Origin of the sequence: Variovorax sp. 679 (genome assembly GCF_003952185.1) — a bacterium.
GTDB lineage: Bacteria > Pseudomonadota > Gammaproteobacteria > Burkholderiales > Burkholderiaceae_C > Variovorax.
Window position 1 is genome coordinate 199274 of record NZ_RXFS01000010.1, and the last position, 17122, is coordinate 216395.

Sequence of the window (17122 nt, forward strand, 5' to 3'; positions counted from 1 at the left end):
TCCCGCTTCATGGCCAGCTTCAAGAAATACCGCGTCGGCGGCAAGTTCAAGCTCTCGCACATCGACCCTGGCGACACGCCCTTCTGCGAAGGCGACGAAGCCTCGCAGCGGACCGAGGTCGACGCGCTGGCGGTCGAGCTCGACGAACTGCAGGACCTGCTGAACGCCGAAGGCCGGCGCAAGCTGCTGCTGGTGCTGCAGGGCATGGACACCAGCGGCAAGGACGGCACGGTGCGCTGGGTGTTCTCGCGCACCTCGCCGCTGGGCGTGCGCGTGACGGCCTTCAAGGCGCCGACCGTGGACGAACGCGCGCGCGACTACCTCTGGCGCTGCCACGCCGCCGTGCCGCGCACCGGCGAGATCATGGTGTGGAACCGCAGCCACTACGAGGACGTACTGGTGCCCGTGGTCGAAGGCTGGATCGACAAGGCCGAGACGAAGCGCCGATACGCGCAGATCAACGACTTCGAGCGGCTGCTTACCGAGACCGGCACGGTGGTCGTCAAGTGCATGCTGCACATCGACAAGGACGAGCAGCGCGAGCGCCTGCAAGCGCGCATCGACACGCCCGGCAAGCAATGGAAGTTCAGCATGGACGACCTGGAAGTGCGCACCAAGTGGAGCGCCTACCAGCAGGCTTACCAGAACGCGCTGGCTGCCACGTCGACGGAGCATGCGCCGTGGTACGTGGTGCCCGCCAACAGCAAGCGGCACCGCAACGTGATGATCGCCCAGCTGCTGGTGAAGACGATGCGCCAGATGAAGCTCAAGGCCCCGCCGCCGGACCCGGCGCTCAAGGGAATGATCGTCAAGTGAGCCTGGGGCTGGCGAGGCAGCCCGGCCCGGGAATCAGGAGCGGCGGATGACCGCCTGCGCCAGCACGCGGCACTTGCCGAACTCGCAGCGCACCGCCCAGGTTCCGCCGTTGTCGCAAGGCACGTTGTAGGTTTCGTAGCCGGGGCCCTTGGCCGTGAGTTCGGCGCGCGGCTGCAGGTTGCAGCGGCCGGCCTTGGCCAGCGTTTCGACGTTGTAGGTGTCGACACCCGTGCGGCGCGGCTTCACGATGACGCCCGGGTCGAAGGTGTTGCCGTAGAACGAGTCGCGCACGTTGGGGTCGAGGTTGCGATAGCCGCGCTTGGCCATGCAATGCACGATGGCGATCTGCTGGTGCTCGGCAATCAGCTCAGGGCTGGGGCGGCCGTTCCAGTCGATGATGGCGGCGGTGATGCCGGTGTACGACGCCGCGGCCACGATGCCCTGCCCGTGCACCGTGATCAGGCCCAGCCCCAGCGCGCCCCACATGGCGTCGCCGGTATCGCTGCGTGCCGAGATGCGGTTGGCGGCCGTGCGGCAATCGGCAACGTCGTTGTCGTAGCGCACCTTGTCCACGCCTTCCATGGCGACCATGGGCACATAGGAAGTGCCGGTGCCCGTTCCGGGCTCGGTGGGTGTGGTCGGTGCGCTGGCGCAACCGGCCAGGGCCACGGCGGCGAACGCAATGCTCAGCAACAGCTTCATGCAATCCCTCGTCTTCTTCGCGATAGTTGCGGGGATTTAACCATACATATAGTTACTCTTGAATCACCTTGTCGTGAATGCACGACGACCGGCGCAGCCTGCCCGCTGTGCGACGATGCCCCGGCAGAAGTCATCCCGCCACATGAAGATCGAGACCCCCGGCAAGTTCCTTTTCGCATTCACGGGCAGTGCGCTGGCCATCGCGCTGGCGATCCACCCCGCCACGGCAATGGCCCAAACGACGCCCGTGGACCTGGCCCGCAAGAACGCCTGCCTGGCCTGCCACGGCCTCGTCCACAAGCAGGTCGGCCCGGGCTTCGCGCAGATCGCCGAGCGCTATCGCGGCGACGGGGAAGCGGCGGCGCGCCTCGCCGGGAAGATCCGCGACGGCAGCGTGGGCACCTGGGGCCGCGTGATCATGCCCCGGCAGACGCAGGTTTCGGAGGCCGACGCACAGGTCCTGTCGCAGTGGATCCTGTCGCAGCGTCCGCCACGATGAAAACCCCAAGGAAGCAAGACACCGCCCAGATGGTTACAAAGTGAGAAAATAGGTTACATGCTTGCGCGTCGGCTTCGGACGCGCCTCCTGCTCCTGCATTTCTTGAACTACCGTCCCGCGCCCTTCTTCGCCAACGTGGTGCTCGTCCTTTCGATGGCGCTGCTGGGTGTCATCGGCGTCTTCCTGGTGGGCGCGACCGGCTTGCGGCAATCCGATGGCCTGCTGCACCTGACGCGGGCGGACTGGCAGGTCGACGACGCATCGGGCTTCAGCGCACCGCCGCCCAGGCAGGACAGCCATGCCCTGCCCGACAGCTGGAAGCAGGTCGACTTGCCGCTGGCCCTTCCCATCGCGCTGCTGCGCCAGGCAGAGAACACCTCGACCAACACGACACGCACCACCTGGATCAGGCTGGGCACCCGTGGCCTGCCAGCCGGCTCCGGGCCGCTGGCGCTGTACGGCGCACGCATCAAGACCGACGGGACCATCGCGGTCTACGTCGACGGCCGGCTGGTCCATCGCGCGCAGCAGTCGGGCCCGCTGTGGAACAGCACCCGCACACCGCTGTGGGTCCAGCTCGACGACAGCGGCGCCGGCAACACCCCGCCCACCGAGATCCTCCTTCGCCTCGAACACACGCGCGGCGCGCAGGTGGCGCTGTCGTCTCTGTGGCTCGGCCCGGTCGACGCGCTGAGAGGTCGCCACGGCATGCGCCAGTGGCTGCAGCAGGAGCTTCCCGCGATGCTGGGCGCGGCCTTCATGGCGGTGGGCGTGTTCGCCCTGTTCGTGTGGTTCAGGCGCCGCGACGAGACGGGCTACCTGCTCTTCTTCAACCTCGCCGCCACCTCCTTCATGCGCGGGCTGCATTTCTACGTGAGCCTGCCGGTCGTCAACGACTGGTTCGCATGGCTGACCGTCAATTCGCTCTTCTGGCTGGTGATGGTCGTGCACTTCTTCCTGCGCCAGTTGCACGGCCGGCAACTCAAGTGGCTCACCCGGGGCGTGGTCGTGGCGACCACTGCTGTCGGAATCGTCACGGTGCCCGGCCTGGCCATCGTGCAGAACACGCCGCAGGTGACGCCGCTGATCTACGCGATCGCCGCACTCATGGGCACCGCGGTCTGCCTCGTCGGCGGCGTCAGCGCATGGCGCCGCTCCACCGAGGGCCGGCTGGTGGCCGCGGGCATCGGCATCTGCGTGCTTCTGGGCATCACCGACTGGCTGCTGCAGAACAACTTCATCAGCCCCGAAGGCTGGTACCTGGGCGCGTACACCAACGCCGTCACCTTCAGCGTGTTCGGCGTGCTGATGTACCGCCGCTACATGCACGCCATCGGCGAAGTCGAGCAGCTCAACGCCAGCCTCGCGCAGCGCCTGCAGAAGCGCGAGGCCGAGCTCGAAGTCAGCCACCGCCGGCTGCGCGAGATCGAGCGCCTGCAGACCATCAGCGACGAACGCCAGCGCCTGATGCAGGACATGCACGACGGACTGGGCTCGTCGCTCATCAGCGCGATCCGCTCCGTCGAGGGCGGCGGCATGAGCGACGACAAGGTGTCGCAGATCCTCAAGAGCTGTCTCGACGACCTGAAGCTCACGCTCGATTCGCTGGAGCCTATCGAGGCCGACCTGCTCCTGCTGCTGGCCACGCTGCGCTACAGGCTGGAACCGCGGCTCGAAGGCACGGGCGTCTCGCTGCGCTGGGAAGTGCGGGAGCTGCCCGCGCTGGAATGGCTCGACCCGTCGAGCGCGCTGCACATCCTGCGCATCGTGCAGGAGAGCATCTCGAACATCCTGCGGCACACGCGCGCGACGGAGATACGCGTGGCAACCTCGCTGCACGACGCCGGCGTGCAAGTGACGATCGAAGACAACGGACAGGGCTTCGACATCGACAAGGCGATGTCCTCGTCATCGGGCCGGGGCCTGCAGAACCAGCGGCGGCGCGCGCGGTCGATCCACGGCACCGTCAGCTGGGAATCGCGGCCGACGGGGACGCGGTTCGTGCTGTGGCTGCCGCTGCGGCGCGAGGCTCAGGCGGCTTGAGCGCAAGCCCGCGCCGGGCAACTACAGGCGATCGACGGGGATCTTCAGGTAGGCAACGCCGTTGGCCTCGGCGGGCGGGAGGCTCCCGGCGCGGACGTTGACCTGGACCGAAGGCAGCATCAAGGCAGGCATCGCCAGCGTGGCATCGCGCGCGCGACGAAGGGCCACGAATTCCTCTTCGCCGATGCCGTCGCGCACATGGATGTTGCCTTCCCTCTGCGCGGCCACGGTGGTGCTGGAGGTCGGCTCGCGCGAGGCGGGCGGGTAGTCGTGGCAGAGGTAGAGACGGGTGTCGCCGGGCAGTGCGAGCAGCCGCTGTATGGAGCGATAGAGCTCGCGTGCATCGCCGCCGGGAAAGTCGCAGCGCGCCGTGCCTGCGTCGGGCATGAACAGCGTGTCTCCCACGAACACCGCCGCAGGCCCGCCGGCCGGGTCCTCGACGAGATAGGCCACGTCGGCAGGCGTGTGGCCGGATACATGAAGGGCCCTGGCCCGCAGCCGCCCTATGCGGAATGCCTCGCCGTCGGCGAACAGATGCTGGAACTGCGAACCGTCGACCGCAAGATCTTCGGCGTTGAAGACGCCCCGGAACACGCGCTGCACTGCGGTGATGCCGCTGCCCACGGCCAGCGTGCCGCCGAAGCGCTGCCGCAGATATGGCGCCCCCGACAGGTGATCGGCATGCGCATGCGTCTCCAGCAGCCACTGCACGGTCAATCCGCGCCGGACGATCACCTCGGCCACAGCTTCCGCCGGAGCAGGGTCGGTCCGCCCCGAATTCGCCTGGTAGCCCATCACCGGGTCGATGACCGCGCAGGAGCCCGCGCCGTCATCGACCAGGTAGGAAAAGGTCGAGGTTGCGCGGTCGAAGAAAGGCTCGATCGTCAGCGAAGCTTGGTTCATATAATGAAAGACATTTCATTGAACAAAATAAATTATATGACCCGAAACCCGGAATCGGCCCTGGCGGCACACCTCGTTGCCCTGCAGGACCGCCCTGTTGCCCAAGCGACTCGAGACCGGCTGGCCCAGGCCCTGCTCGACTGGTTCACCGCCGGATGGGCCGCGATCGACACGCAAGGCGCCGCCGCGCTGCAACGTCTAGCGGCTGCCGGCATGCCGGGGCACGGGCCGGCCTCGGTCTTCGGCGGCGACCCGCTGCAGCCGCTGGCTGCGGGCTTCGCCAACGCCGGCATCGCTCACCTGCGCGAGATCGACGACGCGCACCGGGCCGCGATGCTGCACCCGGGGGTGGTCGCCATCTCGCCGGTGATGGCTCTGGCCGCGGCACAGCCGCTGCCCAAACGACGAGCGGCCGACGCGATCATTGCCGGCTACGAGGTGGCGCTGCGTGTCGGCGAAGCGCTGGGCACCCGCCATGCCGCCAGCTTTCATGCCACAGCCACGGCCGGCTGCGTAGGCGCGGCGGCCGCGAGCGCGGTTGCGCTGGGCTTGCCGCAAGCGCAGCTGCACCACGCGATGGGGATCGCAGCGACTCAATCCGCCGGCTTGTGGCAACTGGTGGACGACGAGGCGCACGAGTCGAAGTCGCTGCACCCGGCCTTTGCGGTGCGCAACGGCATGATGGCCGCATGGGCCGCGCAGGCGGGATTCCCCGGCGCGCGCGCCTTCGTCACCGGTCGGCGCGGCCTCTACGCGCTCTTGCAGGGAGACGGCCCGCTGGCCGCCCTGGACGGCGATCTCGACGCCCCTGAACGGCTGAACACCGCCACCATCAAGGCCTGGCCCTGCTGCGCCCAGCTCTTCACGCCGCTGGATGCCACACGCGAAATCATGGACAGGCACAGCCCCGCGTCGCAGGAAATCGAGTCGGTGGACGTGACCATCTTTCCCCACGCGCTGAAGATCGCCGGCGTGCACTGGCCGTCCAAGGCGGCGGAGACCGCCTTCTGCCTGCGCTACGTGATGGCCACCCTGCTGTCGAGCGGCCGGCTGGGCATCGAAGACATGGAAACGCCCGACCTGCACTCGCCGACGCTGCTGGCGTTGGCCGAGCGCGTGCGCGTGGCGACGGACGACGGCTTCCAACAGGCCTTTCCGCAGAAGCGTCCCGCGCGCGTGACCATCACGATGAAGGACGGACGCAGCTTCAGCGCATTGCGCGAACTGCGCCGCGGAGACCCGGAAGATCCTTTCGACTGGCCGCAGCTGCAGGCACGCATGCGCGCATTCGTGCCGGCGATGACCGATGCGCAAGCCACGCGGATCGCCGACTGGTGCGCCACCTTCGCGGATGCATCGCAGGACGGCGAACGATGCCTGCCGGCGGCCGGGCTCTTCGGCCACTGACCGTGCCCGGCGTCGGCGTCAGGCCTGCAGCACCGGCCTCCAGCCGCTCGGGGCCTTGCTGGCGAACCCCTGCAGGGCCAGTTCGTGCCGCACGATCTCCGCGGCCTTGCGCTGGGCTGCCACGCTGTGGCGCGACGCCAGGCCGATGACCACCAGCGCCCCGAGAAAGGTGCCGTCGCCGTCGAATACCGGAAGCGCGACCGATGCCATCTCGGCGACGCGTTCGGCGCGCGTCATCGCATAGCCCTTCGCGTCGATCTCGGCCTGATGCTCGGTAGTGCCGCCGGTGAAGGCCAGGAGTATGTGGGCCGAGGAGCCACCGGCGGCGAGCGGAATGCGCGTTCCCACCTCGACGTGGTGGCGCACCTCCCTGGCCGTGTTCTCGCGGTAGAGGCACACGCGCTCTTCCCCGCTGCGGATGTAGAAGGCCACCGTCTCGCCGGTCTGCCGCATCACCTCGTGCAGCACCGGCTGCAGCCGCGTGCCGAGGTCGAAGGTGCTGCGGTAGAGCATGCCCATGTGCAGCAGCGCCGGACCGGGCGCGTAGCTGCCGCTTTCGAAGCGGTGAATCATCCGGGCGCGCGTCAGCACGCCGAGCAGCCGCAGCAGCGTGGCCTTGTCCAGGCCCGTGCTCTCGGCCAGCTCGCGCAGGGACATGCGCAGCCGGTCTTCGCTGAAGCACTCGAGGATGGAAATGCCCCGCTCCAGCACGCCGGCGGGAGGCTTGGGTCCGACGGACGCTGCGGTATCGATTTCTTGATTTTTCATGGTGGGCGCTCCGGGCTGCGGATTATCCGGGTTGACAGTTGCCTCCTGCGATCCTACAGTTTCATTTATTGAAGTTTGTTTTATTCATTGAAACAAACGAGAAAACGAAGAGACAACCAGCCGCCCCGCGGCGCAGCCATCGCGGAACCGCGCAATCCATGTCGAAACCTGCCGACCCATTCGTCGAAGAGCTCCGTGCCATCACCGGCGCAGCCCATGTGCTCACTGACGACGCATCCACGGCGCGCTACGTCAGCGACTGGCGCCGCAACTACCCTGGCACCGCGCGCGCCGTCGTACGGCCGGCAAGCACCGAAGAGGTTTCGCGCGTGGTCGCGATGTGCGCGGCACGGGGAGTTCCCGTGGTGCCGCAGGGCGGCAACACGGGACTGGTAGGTGGCTCCACGCCGGACGCATCGAGCCGCGAAATCGTGCTGAGCCTCGACCGCATGACCAGGGTGCGCCATGTGGACCCGCTCGACAACAGCATGACCCTGGAAGCCGGCTGCACCGTGCTCGCGGCGCAGGAAGCCGCTGCCGCCGCCGGCCGGCTGTTTCCCCTCTCGCTGGCGTCCGAAGGCAGCGCCACCGTCGGCGGCGTGGTCTCGACCAACGCCGGCGGCGAACAGGTGCTGCGCTACGGCAACACGCGCGACCTGACCCTGGGCATCGAGGTCGTGCTGGCGGACGGTCGCGTGCTCGACGCATCGGGAGCACTGCGCAAGGACAACACCGGCTACGACCTGAAGCAGCTGTTCATCGGCGGCGAAGGCACGCTCGGCATCGTGACGGCGGCCACTTTCAAGCTCCATGCAAGGCCGGACAAGGTCGTCACCGGCTGGGTGGCCGTGCGCGATCCGCAGGCAGCGGTGCAACTGCTGGCCCGCCTGGGCGACGCCGTCGGCGAACGGGTAACGGCCTTCGAGTTGATCGGACGCGAGGCGCTGGCCCAGGTGCTCGCGCACGGCACGCCCGGCATGCGCGACCCGCTGGCGGGCGAGCACGCCTGGGCCGTGCTGTTCGACGTTTCCGAGACCTCCGCCCTGCTCGACCCGACGCCCGCGGTGGAAGACGCACTGGCCGGCGCGATGGAGCAAGGCCTCGTGCTCGATGCGGTGCTCGCCGCGTCCGGCCAGCAGGCCCACGCACTGTGGGCTCTGCGCGAACACGTGCCCGAGGCCCAACGACTCGACGGACCGTCGATCAAGCACGACATCTCCGTCGCCGTGTCGCGCATCCCTGAATTCATCGCCGAAGCCGGCGCCGCGCTGGAAGGCCTGCTTCCCGGCATTCGCGTGGTCTGTTTCGGCCACGTGGGCGACGGCAACCTTCACTACAACCAGAGCAAGCCGCCCGGCATGCCCGACGCGGAATTCCGCGCGCGCGAGGAAGCCGTGCACGACGTGGTGCATGCGATCACTGCGCGCATGCAGGGCTCGATCTCCGCCGAGCACGGCATCGGGCGTCTCAAGCAGGGCGCCTTCCTGCAATACAAGCAGCCCGTCGCGCTGGAACTGATGGCGCGCATCAAACATGCGCTCGACCCCGCGAACACCTTCAATCCGGGGCGCGTGTTGCCCCTGCCCGTCGCCACCCCACGCCCTTCTTCCCTCTAGCACTTCAGGACTCAAATGCCAGTTTCCGTATTCGACATGCAATCGCTCCAGCATCTGTGGGGCACCGACGAACTGCGCCGGATCTTCGGCGAGGAGAACCGCGTGCAGAAGTGGCTCGACTTCGAAGCCGCGCTGGCCGCCGCGCAGGCCGAGCTGAGCATCATCCCGCCAGCCGCCGCGCGCGAAATCGCCATGCAGGCGCAGGTGGAGAACATCGACATCGGCGCGATGTCGGTCGAGATCCGCCGCATCAAGCACTCGCTGGTGCCCGCGCTGAAGCAGCTGCAGTCGCGCTGCTCGAAGGAGAACGGCGAGTGGGTGCACTACGGCGCCACCACGCAGGACGTGGTGGACACCGGCGTGGCGCTGCAGCTCAAGGAGTTTCACGCCGTGGCGCTGCGCGACATCAAGGCGGTCGGCAAGGAGCTCGCCCGCCTCGCGACCACTCACCGCGACGTTCCGATGGCCGGCCGCACGCACGGCGTGCAGGCCCTGCCCATCACCTTCGGCCACAAGTGCGCGGTGTGGCTCGACGAGCTGGGCCGCCATCACGAGCGGCTGGTGCAGGCGGCCCCGCGCGTGCTGGTGGGCATGCTGGCCGGTGCCGTGGGCAGCCAAGCGTCGCTGGGCCCGAAGGCCGAGCAGCTGGAACGCCTCATGCTCGACAAGCTGGGCCTCGGCACGCCCGCCATCAGCTGGGCGCCGGCGCGCGACCGCTTCACCGAGTACGCCAACCTGCTGGCCATGCTGGGCGCCACGCTCTCGAAGATCGGCAACGAACTCTTCAACATGCAGCGCAACGAATTCGGCGAGGTGGAAGAAGGCTTCTCCGACGGCAAGCTGGGCTCGTCGACCATGCCGCACAAGCGCAATCCGACATCGGCCGAGAATCTGGCCGGGCTGTCGCGCCCGCTGCGCTACAACGCCGCGATGATGGTCGAGGGCATGGTCCAGGAGAGCGAACGCGACGGCATCGCCTGGAAGATGGAATGGAAGGCGCTGCCCGAGTGCTGCATGATCGCCGGCGCCATGCTGTTCCAGGCGAAGAACCTGCTGGCCGGGCTCAAGGTCAACGCCGACGCGATGGCCGCCAACCTCGACCGGATGCGCGGCTATCTGCTGTCCGAGCGGGTCATGCTGGAACTGTCGGAGCGCGTGGGCAAGCAGACTGCGCACGAATGGATCTATGAAGCCTCGATGCACGGCATCACGTCGAAGCTCGACTTCGCCGACGCCATGCGCAGCCATCCCGGCCTCTCGAAGCTGCTGAGCGACGCCGAGATCCGCGACCTCACCGACCCGCTGCAGTACCTGGGCCAGTGCGGCGCCACCGTCGACCGCGTCGTCGAGCAGCAGAAGGCCTGGCTGCAGGACTGAGCCGCCGCGCCTGAATCGCCGATCGGTACACACAAGAGCAAAACGGAGACAGCCCATGACAACCTTCGCAAGCGCGGCCATGCGCCGCCGCCGCATGGCGCTGGCATTGGCCGGCCTGCTGGGCCTGGCGGCCATGCCGGCACTCGCCGCCTATCCCGCGCAGCCGGTCAGGCTGGTGGTCGGGTTTCCTCCCGGCGGAGGCGGCGACCTGTACGGCCGGCTGATCGCCAACGCACTCGGCAAGACGCTGGGGCAACCCGTGATCGTCGACAACCGCGCCGGGGCCGGCGGCAACATTGCGGCGGACGCGGTGGCCAAGGCGAAGCCCGACGGCTACACGCTGCTGCTCGCGATGAGCGGCAACCTCGCGGTGGCGCCCGCACTGAGGCCGCAGGCGATCCCGTACAAGGTGCCCGAAGACTTCACGCCCGTCGGGCTGATCCTGGAAGCGCCGCATGGCCTGTTCGTGGCCCACAACTCTCGCTTCAAGAGCGCGCGCGAACTGCTCGACGCAGCCCGGACGCAGAAGCTCAGCTTCGCCTCCACGGGTGCCGGCGCGGCTGCGCACATCGGCATGGAGATGGTCAAGAAGGAGGCCGGCATCGAGATGCTGCACGTGCCCTACCGGGGCTCGGGTCCCGCCATCACCGACATGCTGGGAGGCCAGGTCGACTGCTTCTTCGCGACCGCCTCGCCGCTGGTGGGTCAGGTCCGCCAGGGTCAGCTGCGCCTTCTCGCCATCACGGGCAATGCGCGCAACCCCGCCATTCCCGACGTGCCCACCTTCAAGGAGCTGGGCGTGAACGTTCCCGTGACCCAGTGGTACGGCCTCGTCGCGCCGGCCGGCACACCCGAGCCGGTGGTGAAGCACCTGGCCGGGCATCTGCGCCGGGCACTCGCGACCGCTGAAGTGCGCGATGCGATCCGGCGCGACGCCGCGACGGAGCGCGACCTTCCGATGGATGCATTCGGCAGGTTCATCGAAGAAGACATCGCGCGCTACAAGGGTGCCGTCACCCCGGCCCTGCTCAGGGAGATCTCGCCCTAGGCGAGGCACGCACCCCCTTCCTTCCGCACCTTTCACCGACTCTTCTCCTCCATGATCTTCGACACCCTGATTTCCCCCGACCAACTCGCCGCGGCACAGAAACAAGACCCCGCGCTGCTGCTGCTCGACTGCAGCTTCGAACTCACGGACCTGCAGGCGGGCCAGCGCGCCTACGACGCAGGGCATATTCCCGGCGCCTTCTACCTGCACCTGGAACACGCGCTGTCCGCCGCCAGGACCGGACGCAACGGCCGCCACCCCCTGCCCTCGCGCGAAGCCTTCGCAAGGACCATGGCTGCGATGGGCCTGAACGCCGACGCGCAGGTGGTGGCCTACGACAACGCCGGCGGCATGTACGCCGCGCGCCTGTGGTGGATGCTGCGCTGGGCCGGGCACCGGCAGGTTGCCGTGCTGGACGGCGGCATCGCCGCGTGGAAGGCCGCCGGCCACGCGCTCGACACCGAAAGACCGGCACCGCGCCCCGAGGGCAGCTTCAGCCTGAAGGCTCCGCTGGTCGCGACGGTGTCCTACGACGAGGTCCGGGCCAACATCGACGCCGCGCAACGGCTGGTGCTGGACGCCCGCGCTCCTGATCGCTTTCGCGGCGAGAACGAGACGATGGACCCGGTCGGTGGGCACATTCCCGGCGCCCGCAACCGGCTCTTCAAGGACAACCTGGGGCCGGACGGTCGCTTCAAGGCGCCGGCCCTGCTGCGCGGCGAATTCGACGCCGTCACCGGCGGACGCCCCGGCGCCCAGCTCATCAACCAGTGCGGCTCGGGCGTGACCGCCTGCCACAACCTGCTGGCGATGGAAGTCGCGGGACTGCAAGGCGCGGCGCTGTACCCCGGCTCGTGGAGCGAATGGAGCGCCCAGCCGGGCGCGCCCATCGCCACCGGCGCGGCCTGAACCGTTCCGCCCCTCTACACAAGAACAGACTGGAGACAACCCGTGCAAAGAATCCCTTCGATCGGACGCTGCTTCCGCATGGTCGCCGCGGCATACCTGGCAGGCGCTGCAATGGTGGCCATGGCCGCCGGCTATCCCGAGCAGCCGATCCGCCTGCTGATCGGCTTTCCCCCCGGCGGCGGCGGCGACCTCTACGGCCGGACCATCGCCAACGAAATGGGCAAGCACATCGGCAAGCCCATCGTGGTCGACAACAAGCCGGGCGCCGGCGGCAACATCGCGGCCGAGCTGATGACGCAGGCCAAGCCCGACGGGTACACCCTGCTGCTGGCGATGAGCGGCAACGTCGGCAGCGCGCCTGCCATACGCCCCAACCTGCCCTACAAGGTGCCCGACGACTTCGTCTTCATCAGCCAGCTGGTCGAGACGCCCTACGGGCTGGTCGTCAGCGGCAACTCGAAGATCAAGACCATCCAGGACTACGTCGCCGCAGCCAAGGGCGGCAAGCTCACCTACGCATCCACCGGTGCCGGCGGCGCGGCGCAGATCGTGATGGAAATGGTCAAGCAGCAGGGCAACCTCGACATCCTCCACATTCCCTACAAGGGATCGGGTCCGGTCATGACCGACCTCATGGGTGGGCTGGTCGACAGCTTCTTCGCGCCCTACACCCCGTTGATGGGGCAGATCAGCAGCGGCAAGCTACGGCTGCTGGCCGTGAGCAGCGATAGGCGGATCCCGGCCATGCCCGACGTGCCCACGCTCAAGGAGTCGGGGATCGACGTGGTCATGACGCAGTGGTATGGCCTCGCCGCACCCAAGGGCACGCCCAAGCCCGTCATCGACAAGATCGCCCAGTCCGTGAAGCAGGCCATGCAGGCACCCGAGGTGCTGCGCGTGTACCGCGCGGACGGCGCGCAGGAAGCGACGCGCACCGGCGCCGCCTTCAAGGACTTCGTGCTGCAGGACATCGCGAACTACAGGCGCGGCGTGGAGCGCGGCAATCTCAAGGTGGAGTGACTCCCAGGTGCCCCTGTCCACCATCGCGCCGGAAGCCGGCATTGCCATGCGCCCGCACAGCGCCCATTGGGGCGTCTTCTCCGCGGGCTGGAAAGACGGGGCGCTGGTCGTGCGGCCATATCCCGGCGACCCGGACCCGAATCCGCTGATCGAGAACTTCGCGACCGCCATTCACCACCGCGCACGCGTCACCACACCCATGGTGCGCCGTGGCTGGCTCGAGCGCGGACCGGGCCCCGATGCGCGGCGCGGCGAAGACAGCTTCGTTCCCATGGCCTGGGACGAGGTCCTGGACAGGCTGGCGGCCGAACTGCGGCGCGTGCAGCGCGAGCACGGCTGCGAGGCCATCTTCGGCGGCTCCTACGGCTGGTCGAGCGCGGGGCGCTTTCACCACGCGCAGAGCCAGGTCCATCGCTTCCTGAACACCACGCTGGGTGGCTACGTGCGCTCGGTCAACAGCTACAGCGCCGGCGCTTCGGGCCCGATGCTGCCGCACGTCGTCGGCACCATGGAGGAAGTGGCAAGGCGCAACGTGACCTGGGAGCAGATCGTCGAGCACACCGACGTGGTGCTGGCCTTCGGGGGCATGGCGCTCAAGAACTCGCGCGTGGCCTCGGGCGGAATCAGCCGGCACGTCGAGCGCGACTCCATGCGCTCGGCCGCGGCACGAGGCTGCCGCTTTGTCTCCATCAGCCCGCTGAAGAGCGACCTTCCCGAGGAAGCGGCCTTCGAATGGCTGAGCGCCGTGCCGGGCACCGACACCGCGCTGATGCTGGCCCTCGTCCACCAGCTGGTGACCGACGGTTCGCACGACCGCGACTTCATCGAGCGCTACTGCGACGGCTGGAACACCTTCGAGGACTACCTCATGGGGCGCAGCGACGGCGTGCCCAAGAGCTGCGACTGGGCCGCCCCAATCTGCGGGCTGCCCGCGGCGCAATTGACGCAGCTGGCCCGCGACCTGGTCGGCAAGCGCGTGCTGGTGGTGGTCTCGCATTCGCTGCAGCGCTCCGAGCACGGCGAGCAGCCCGTATGGATGGGCGCGGTGCTGGCAGCCGCGCTCGGCCAGCCCGGCCTGCCCGGCGGCGGCTACAACTACGCCCTGGGCACCCTGGCGCACTACGGCAAGCGCAACAACGCCGTACCCACCGCGGCGCTGCCCCAGGGCGACAACGGGGTCAAGGCATTCATTCCGGTGGCCCGCATCAGCGACATGCTGCTGAACCCCGGCCAGCCCTTCGACTACAACGGCAAGCGCCATACCTATCCGCACATCCGGCTCGCCTACTGGGCCGGCGGCAACCCGTTCCATCACCACCAGGATCTGCGGCGCCTGAGCGAGGCCTTCCGTACCCTCGACACCTTCGTCGTGCACGAGATCGCATGGACAGCCACCGCCCGCCACGCCGACATCGTGCTGCCCTGCACGATGACCCTGGAGCGCGAGGACATCGGCGCCACGCCCACCGATCCGCTGATGGTGGCCATGCACCGCGTCTGCGAGCCCCACGGGCTCGCGCGCGACGACTACGACATCTTCTGCGACCTGGCTCGGCGCCTGGGCGGGCTCGAAGCTTTCAGCGAAGGACGAGGCACCCGCGAATGGCTCGCGCACCTGTACGAGCGCACGCGCGCGGGCCTCGAGGCACTCGGCCTCGAAGCACCGGACTTCCAGGCCTTCTGGCAGCGCGGCGAGATCACGCTGCCGCAGCGGGACGACGACGGCGGCATCCTGCGCGCATTCCGCAACGACCCCGAAGGCGCGCGGCTGGCCACTCCCAGCGGAAAGATCCAGGTCAGCTCTCCCACGGTGGCGGGCTTCGGCTACGCGGACTGTCCCGGCCATCCGGCATGGCTGCCGCCGAAGTTCGCGCCTGACGCGGTCCACCCGCTATGGCTGGTGGCCAACCAGCCGCACACCAAGCTGCACAGCCAGCTCGACTTCGGCGCCCACAGCCAGGCCAGCAAGCGCAACGGGCGCGAGGTCTGCACCATGCACCCCTCGGCGGCGGCCGCGCGCGGCATCCGCGAGGGCGACATCGTCCGCCTCTTCAACGAGGTCGGCGCCTGCCTGGCCAGCGCGCACCTGTGCACGGACATGCGCGAAGACGTCGTGCAACTGCCCACGGGCGCCTGGTACGACCCCGTGCTCGACGCCAGTAACAGGCCGATGTGCGCGCACGGCAATCCGAACGTGCTCACGCGCGACATCGGGACATCGTCGCTGGCGCAGGGATGCGCCGGGCAGTTGAGCACCGTGCAGATCGAGCGCTTCGACGAAGCGCTGCCTCCGATCCGGGCCTACGACCCGCCGGGCTTCACCGCCCGTTGAGTGCGGCGCGCGAGACGATGTCTCGCAGGTCCGCTCCCGCGACGAGCGTTCCCATCACGCCGGCGTGATGGCCGCCCAATCGCGATTCGACGAAGCGCTGCGCGACCGCACCGTCGCTGTGCCTGAGCATCTCGCTCGCCTGTAGCGCAAGGGCCATGCGCGTCACGATGGCGCGCGCGTTGCCTTCGTCGATCGCACCCGCACCGAGATCGTCGCGCAGCCCGGCAATGAACTTCGCATGCGCGGCATTGCCGGCCGCCTCCGGCACGGACACCTCGTCCAGGAACACATCGAGCGCGCCTTTCTCCCGGCCCAGTGCGCGCACCACGTCCATGCACATCATGTTCGTCGTGCCTTCCCAGATCGAATTGAGCGGCGCCTCGCGGTACAGCCGCGCGATCGGGTTCTCCATGATGAAGCCGTTGCCGCCGTGCACCTGCAATGCCTCGTAGACGAAGTAAGTCGCGCGCTGGCAGTTCCAGTACTTGACCACCGGTGTCGCCACGCGGGCAAGAAGCCGCTCGCGTTCGTTCGACACCATGCCGTCGGTCGCGCGCGCGACGCGCATCGCCGACAGCATGGCGGCTTCGCTTTCGAGCGCGAGGTCGGCCAGCACGTTGGTCTGCATGGGCAGGTCGGCCATGCGTCTGCCGAAGCCGTCGCGCGTCGATGCGTGGCCTATCGCCAATGTCAGCGCCTGTCGCATGAGGCCCGCCGAGCCGACCGCGAAGTCCAGCCGCGTCAGGTGCGCGTGCGTGAGGATCTCGCGGATGCCACTCCCCTCTTCGCCGACCAGCATCGCCCAGGTCTTGTTGAACTCCACCTCGCTCGACGCGTTGGAGCGGTTGCCGCATTTGTCCTTCAGGCGCTGCACCGCGACGCGGTTGGCGCTGCCGTCCGGAAGAAAGCGCGGAACGAAGAGGCAGCTCACACCCGATTGCGTTCGCGCCAGCGTGTAGAAGCCATCGGAGGTCGGCACCGAGAAGAACCACTTGTGGCCCGTGATGCTGTAGACCTGCACGCCGTTGTCGATGCCGATGAAGGCAGCCGTGGTCTGCGTCTGGCGCAGGTCGGAGCCGCCCTGCTTCTCGGTCATGGCATAGCCGATCACCGCGCCAGTCTTCTGCGAGAGCGGAAGGCGACGCGGGTCGTACTGGCCCGAGAGCGTCTTCTCTCGCCACAGCGCGAATTCAGGCCGCCCTTCGAAGCCGGCGCACGCGGCGTACGCCATGCCGGTGGGGCAGCCGGTGCCGTTCTCGACCTGGTTCCACAGGTAGCTCAGCACCGCGCGCGCGAAGTGGCCTGATTGTTCGCTGGTCGTCCATGCGAGGCCGGGCACGCCATGCGCAAAGGCCAGGCTCATCAGCTGATGCCACGCGGGATGGAACTCGACCCAGTCCAACCGGTTGCCGAAGCGGTCGTGCGTGCGCAGCTGGGGGTTGTGCTCGTTGGCCAGTCGCGCGAGGTCCTGCACCTGCTCGTCGCCTGCCAATGCACCGAGAGCCGTCGCGTTCGGAATGCTCCATGGTGCATGCTTGCGAGCTAGTTCCCGTAGAGCCACGTCGCCCGTGAACGCGTTGTGGCCGATGCAGGGCTCGGCCTGGTTGAATACCTTGTGCGTTTCGACGCCGTCGGCCAGCGAAAACTGAAACGCCAGTTCTGTGCTCTCGAGAGGCATGTTC

The 17122-nt window shown here is 68.3% G+C and carries 14 protein-coding genes; 10 read left to right on the forward strand and 4 right to left on the reverse strand.

Going from position 1 to position 17122, the window contains the following annotated elements:
- Nucleotides 1-9: 9 nt before the first annotated feature.
- Nucleotides 10-816, forward strand: coding sequence for a PPK2 family polyphosphate kinase (locus EJO71_RS25415; RefSeq protein ID WP_125951375.1), 807 nt, complete (start codon nucleotides 10-12; stop codon nucleotides 814-816).
- Nucleotides 817-849: 33 nt separating this feature from the next.
- Here the strand turns inward: EJO71_RS25415 and EJO71_RS25420 are convergent, their stop codons facing one another.
- Entirely contained in the window at nucleotides 850-1518 is a 669-nt protein-coding gene (locus EJO71_RS25420; protein WP_125951374.1) for a hypothetical protein, read from the reverse strand.
- A gap of 142 nt (nucleotides 1519-1660) precedes the next feature.
- On the opposite strand from EJO71_RS25420, the gene EJO71_RS25425 reads away from it, so the two are divergent.
- Nucleotides 1661-2017, forward strand: coding sequence for a c-type cytochrome (locus EJO71_RS25425; protein WP_125951373.1), 357 nt, complete (start codon nucleotides 1661-1663; stop codon nucleotides 2015-2017).
- Between the two features lie 153 nt (nucleotides 2018-2170).
- A complete protein-coding gene (locus tag EJO71_RS25430; RefSeq protein ID WP_125951548.1) occupies nucleotides 2171-4060 on the forward strand; it encodes a sensor histidine kinase in 1890 nt (629 codons plus the stop codon).
- Nucleotides 4061-4081: 21 nt separating this feature from the next.
- Here EJO71_RS25430 and EJO71_RS25435 read toward each other — a convergent pair whose 3' ends face one another.
- Nucleotides 4082-4963: an MBL fold metallo-hydrolase gene (locus EJO71_RS25435; protein WP_125951372.1), complete on the reverse strand. Its 882-nt coding sequence runs from the start codon at nucleotides 4961-4963 to the stop codon at nucleotides 4082-4084.
- Nucleotides 4964-4999: 36 nt separating this feature from the next.
- On the opposite strand from EJO71_RS25435, the gene EJO71_RS25440 reads away from it, so the two are divergent.
- Nucleotides 5000-6370 carry an MmgE/PrpD family protein gene (locus tag EJO71_RS25440; RefSeq protein ID WP_125951371.1) on the forward strand — a complete coding sequence of 457 codons (1371 nt, stop codon included), beginning with the start codon at nucleotides 5000-5002 and terminating at the stop codon, nucleotides 6368-6370.
- An 18-nt stretch (nucleotides 6371-6388) separates the two neighbouring features.
- On the opposite strand, the gene EJO71_RS25445 is transcribed toward EJO71_RS25440, so the two are convergent.
- On the reverse strand, nucleotides 6389-7138 hold the full coding sequence (locus tag EJO71_RS25445) for an IclR family transcriptional regulator (RefSeq protein WP_240651510.1): 750 nt from the start codon (nucleotides 7136-7138) through the stop codon (nucleotides 6389-6391).
- 158 nt (nucleotides 7139-7296) lie between these two features.
- On the opposite strand from EJO71_RS25445, the gene EJO71_RS25450 reads away from it, so the two are divergent.
- Genes EJO71_RS25450 through EJO71_RS25475 form a run of 6 tightly spaced genes read left to right on the forward strand, consistent with a single transcriptional unit; the run spans nucleotide 7297 to nucleotide 15440 of the window.
- A complete protein-coding gene (locus EJO71_RS25450) occupies nucleotides 7297-8754 on the forward strand; it encodes an FAD-binding oxidoreductase (RefSeq protein WP_125951370.1) in 1458 nt (485 codons plus the stop codon).
- Nucleotides 8755-8769: 15 nt separating this feature from the next.
- Entirely contained in the window at nucleotides 8770-10131 is a 1362-nt protein-coding gene (purB, locus tag EJO71_RS25455; protein WP_125951369.1) for an adenylosuccinate lyase, read from the forward strand.
- Nucleotides 10132-10186: 55 nt separating this feature from the next.
- The gene (locus EJO71_RS25460; RefSeq protein ID WP_164546905.1) at nucleotides 10187-11179 is read left to right on the forward strand and encodes a tripartite tricarboxylate transporter substrate binding protein; all 993 of its coding nucleotides are present in this window, start codon (nucleotides 10187-10189) and stop codon (nucleotides 11177-11179) included.
- Between the two features lie 51 nt (nucleotides 11180-11230).
- Nucleotides 11231-12088: a sulfurtransferase gene (locus tag EJO71_RS25465; protein WP_125951368.1), complete on the forward strand. Its 858-nt coding sequence runs from the start codon at nucleotides 11231-11233 to the stop codon at nucleotides 12086-12088.
- A 42-nt stretch (nucleotides 12089-12130) separates the two neighbouring features.
- A complete protein-coding gene (locus EJO71_RS25470; protein WP_240651509.1) occupies nucleotides 12131-13108 on the forward strand; it encodes a tripartite tricarboxylate transporter substrate binding protein in 978 nt (325 codons plus the stop codon).
- Nucleotides 13109-13154: 46 nt separating this feature from the next.
- Nucleotides 13155-15440, forward strand: coding sequence for a molybdopterin-dependent oxidoreductase (locus tag EJO71_RS25475; protein WP_125951544.1), 2286 nt, complete (start codon nucleotides 13155-13157; stop codon nucleotides 15438-15440).
- Here EJO71_RS25475 and EJO71_RS25480 read toward each other — a convergent pair.
- Nucleotides 15427-17118 (reverse strand): acyl-CoA dehydrogenase family protein, encoded by a 1692-nt coding sequence (locus tag EJO71_RS25480; protein WP_240651517.1) that lies wholly within the window; start codon nucleotides 17116-17118, stop codon nucleotides 15427-15429. The genes EJO71_RS25475 and EJO71_RS25480 overlap by 14 nt on opposite strands.
- Between the last annotated feature and the right edge of the window lie 4 nt (nucleotides 17119-17122).

Bases quoted from the DNA above. Each gene is read 5' to 3' on its own strand.
- purB (WP_125951369.1), top strand. From the start codon at position 8,770: ATGCCAGTTTCCGTATTCGACATGCAATCGCTCCAGCATCTGTGGGGC.
- EJO71_RS25450 (WP_125951370.1), top strand. From the start codon at position 7,297: ATGTCGAAACCTGCCGACCCATTCGTCGAAGAGCTCCGTGCCATCACC.
- EJO71_RS25460 (WP_164546905.1), top strand. From the start codon at position 10,187: ATGACAACCTTCGCAAGCGCGGCCATGCGCCGCCGCCGCATGGCGCTG.
- EJO71_RS25465 (WP_125951368.1), top strand. From the start codon at position 11,231: ATGATCTTCGACACCCTGATTTCCCCCGACCAACTCGCCGCGGCACAG.
- EJO71_RS25445 (WP_240651510.1), bottom strand. From the start codon at position 7,138: ATGAAAAATCAAGAAATCGATACCGCAGCGTCCGTCGGACCCAAGCCT.
- EJO71_RS25425 (WP_125951373.1), top strand. From the start codon at position 1,661: ATGAAGATCGAGACCCCCGGCAAGTTCCTTTTCGCATTCACGGGCAGT.
- EJO71_RS25430 (WP_125951548.1), top strand. From the start codon at position 2,171: ATGGCGCTGCTGGGTGTCATCGGCGTCTTCCTGGTGGGCGCGACCGGC.
- EJO71_RS25435 (WP_125951372.1), bottom strand. From the start codon at position 4,963: ATGAACCAAGCTTCGCTGACGATCGAGCCTTTCTTCGACCGCGCAACC.
- EJO71_RS25415 (WP_125951375.1), top strand. From the start codon at position 10: ATGGCCAGCTTCAAGAAATACCGCGTCGGCGGCAAGTTCAAGCTCTCG.
- EJO71_RS25475 (WP_125951544.1), top strand. From the start codon at position 13,155: ATGCGCCCGCACAGCGCCCATTGGGGCGTCTTCTCCGCGGGCTGGAAA.
- EJO71_RS25420 (WP_125951374.1), bottom strand. From the start codon at position 1,518: ATGAAGCTGTTGCTGAGCATTGCGTTCGCCGCCGTGGCCCTGGCCGGT.
- EJO71_RS25480 (WP_240651517.1), bottom strand. From the start codon at position 17,118: ATGCCTCTCGAGAGCACAGAACTGGCGTTTCAGTTTTCGCTGGCCGAC.
- EJO71_RS25440 (WP_125951371.1), top strand. From the start codon at position 5,000: ATGACCCGAAACCCGGAATCGGCCCTGGCGGCACACCTCGTTGCCCTG.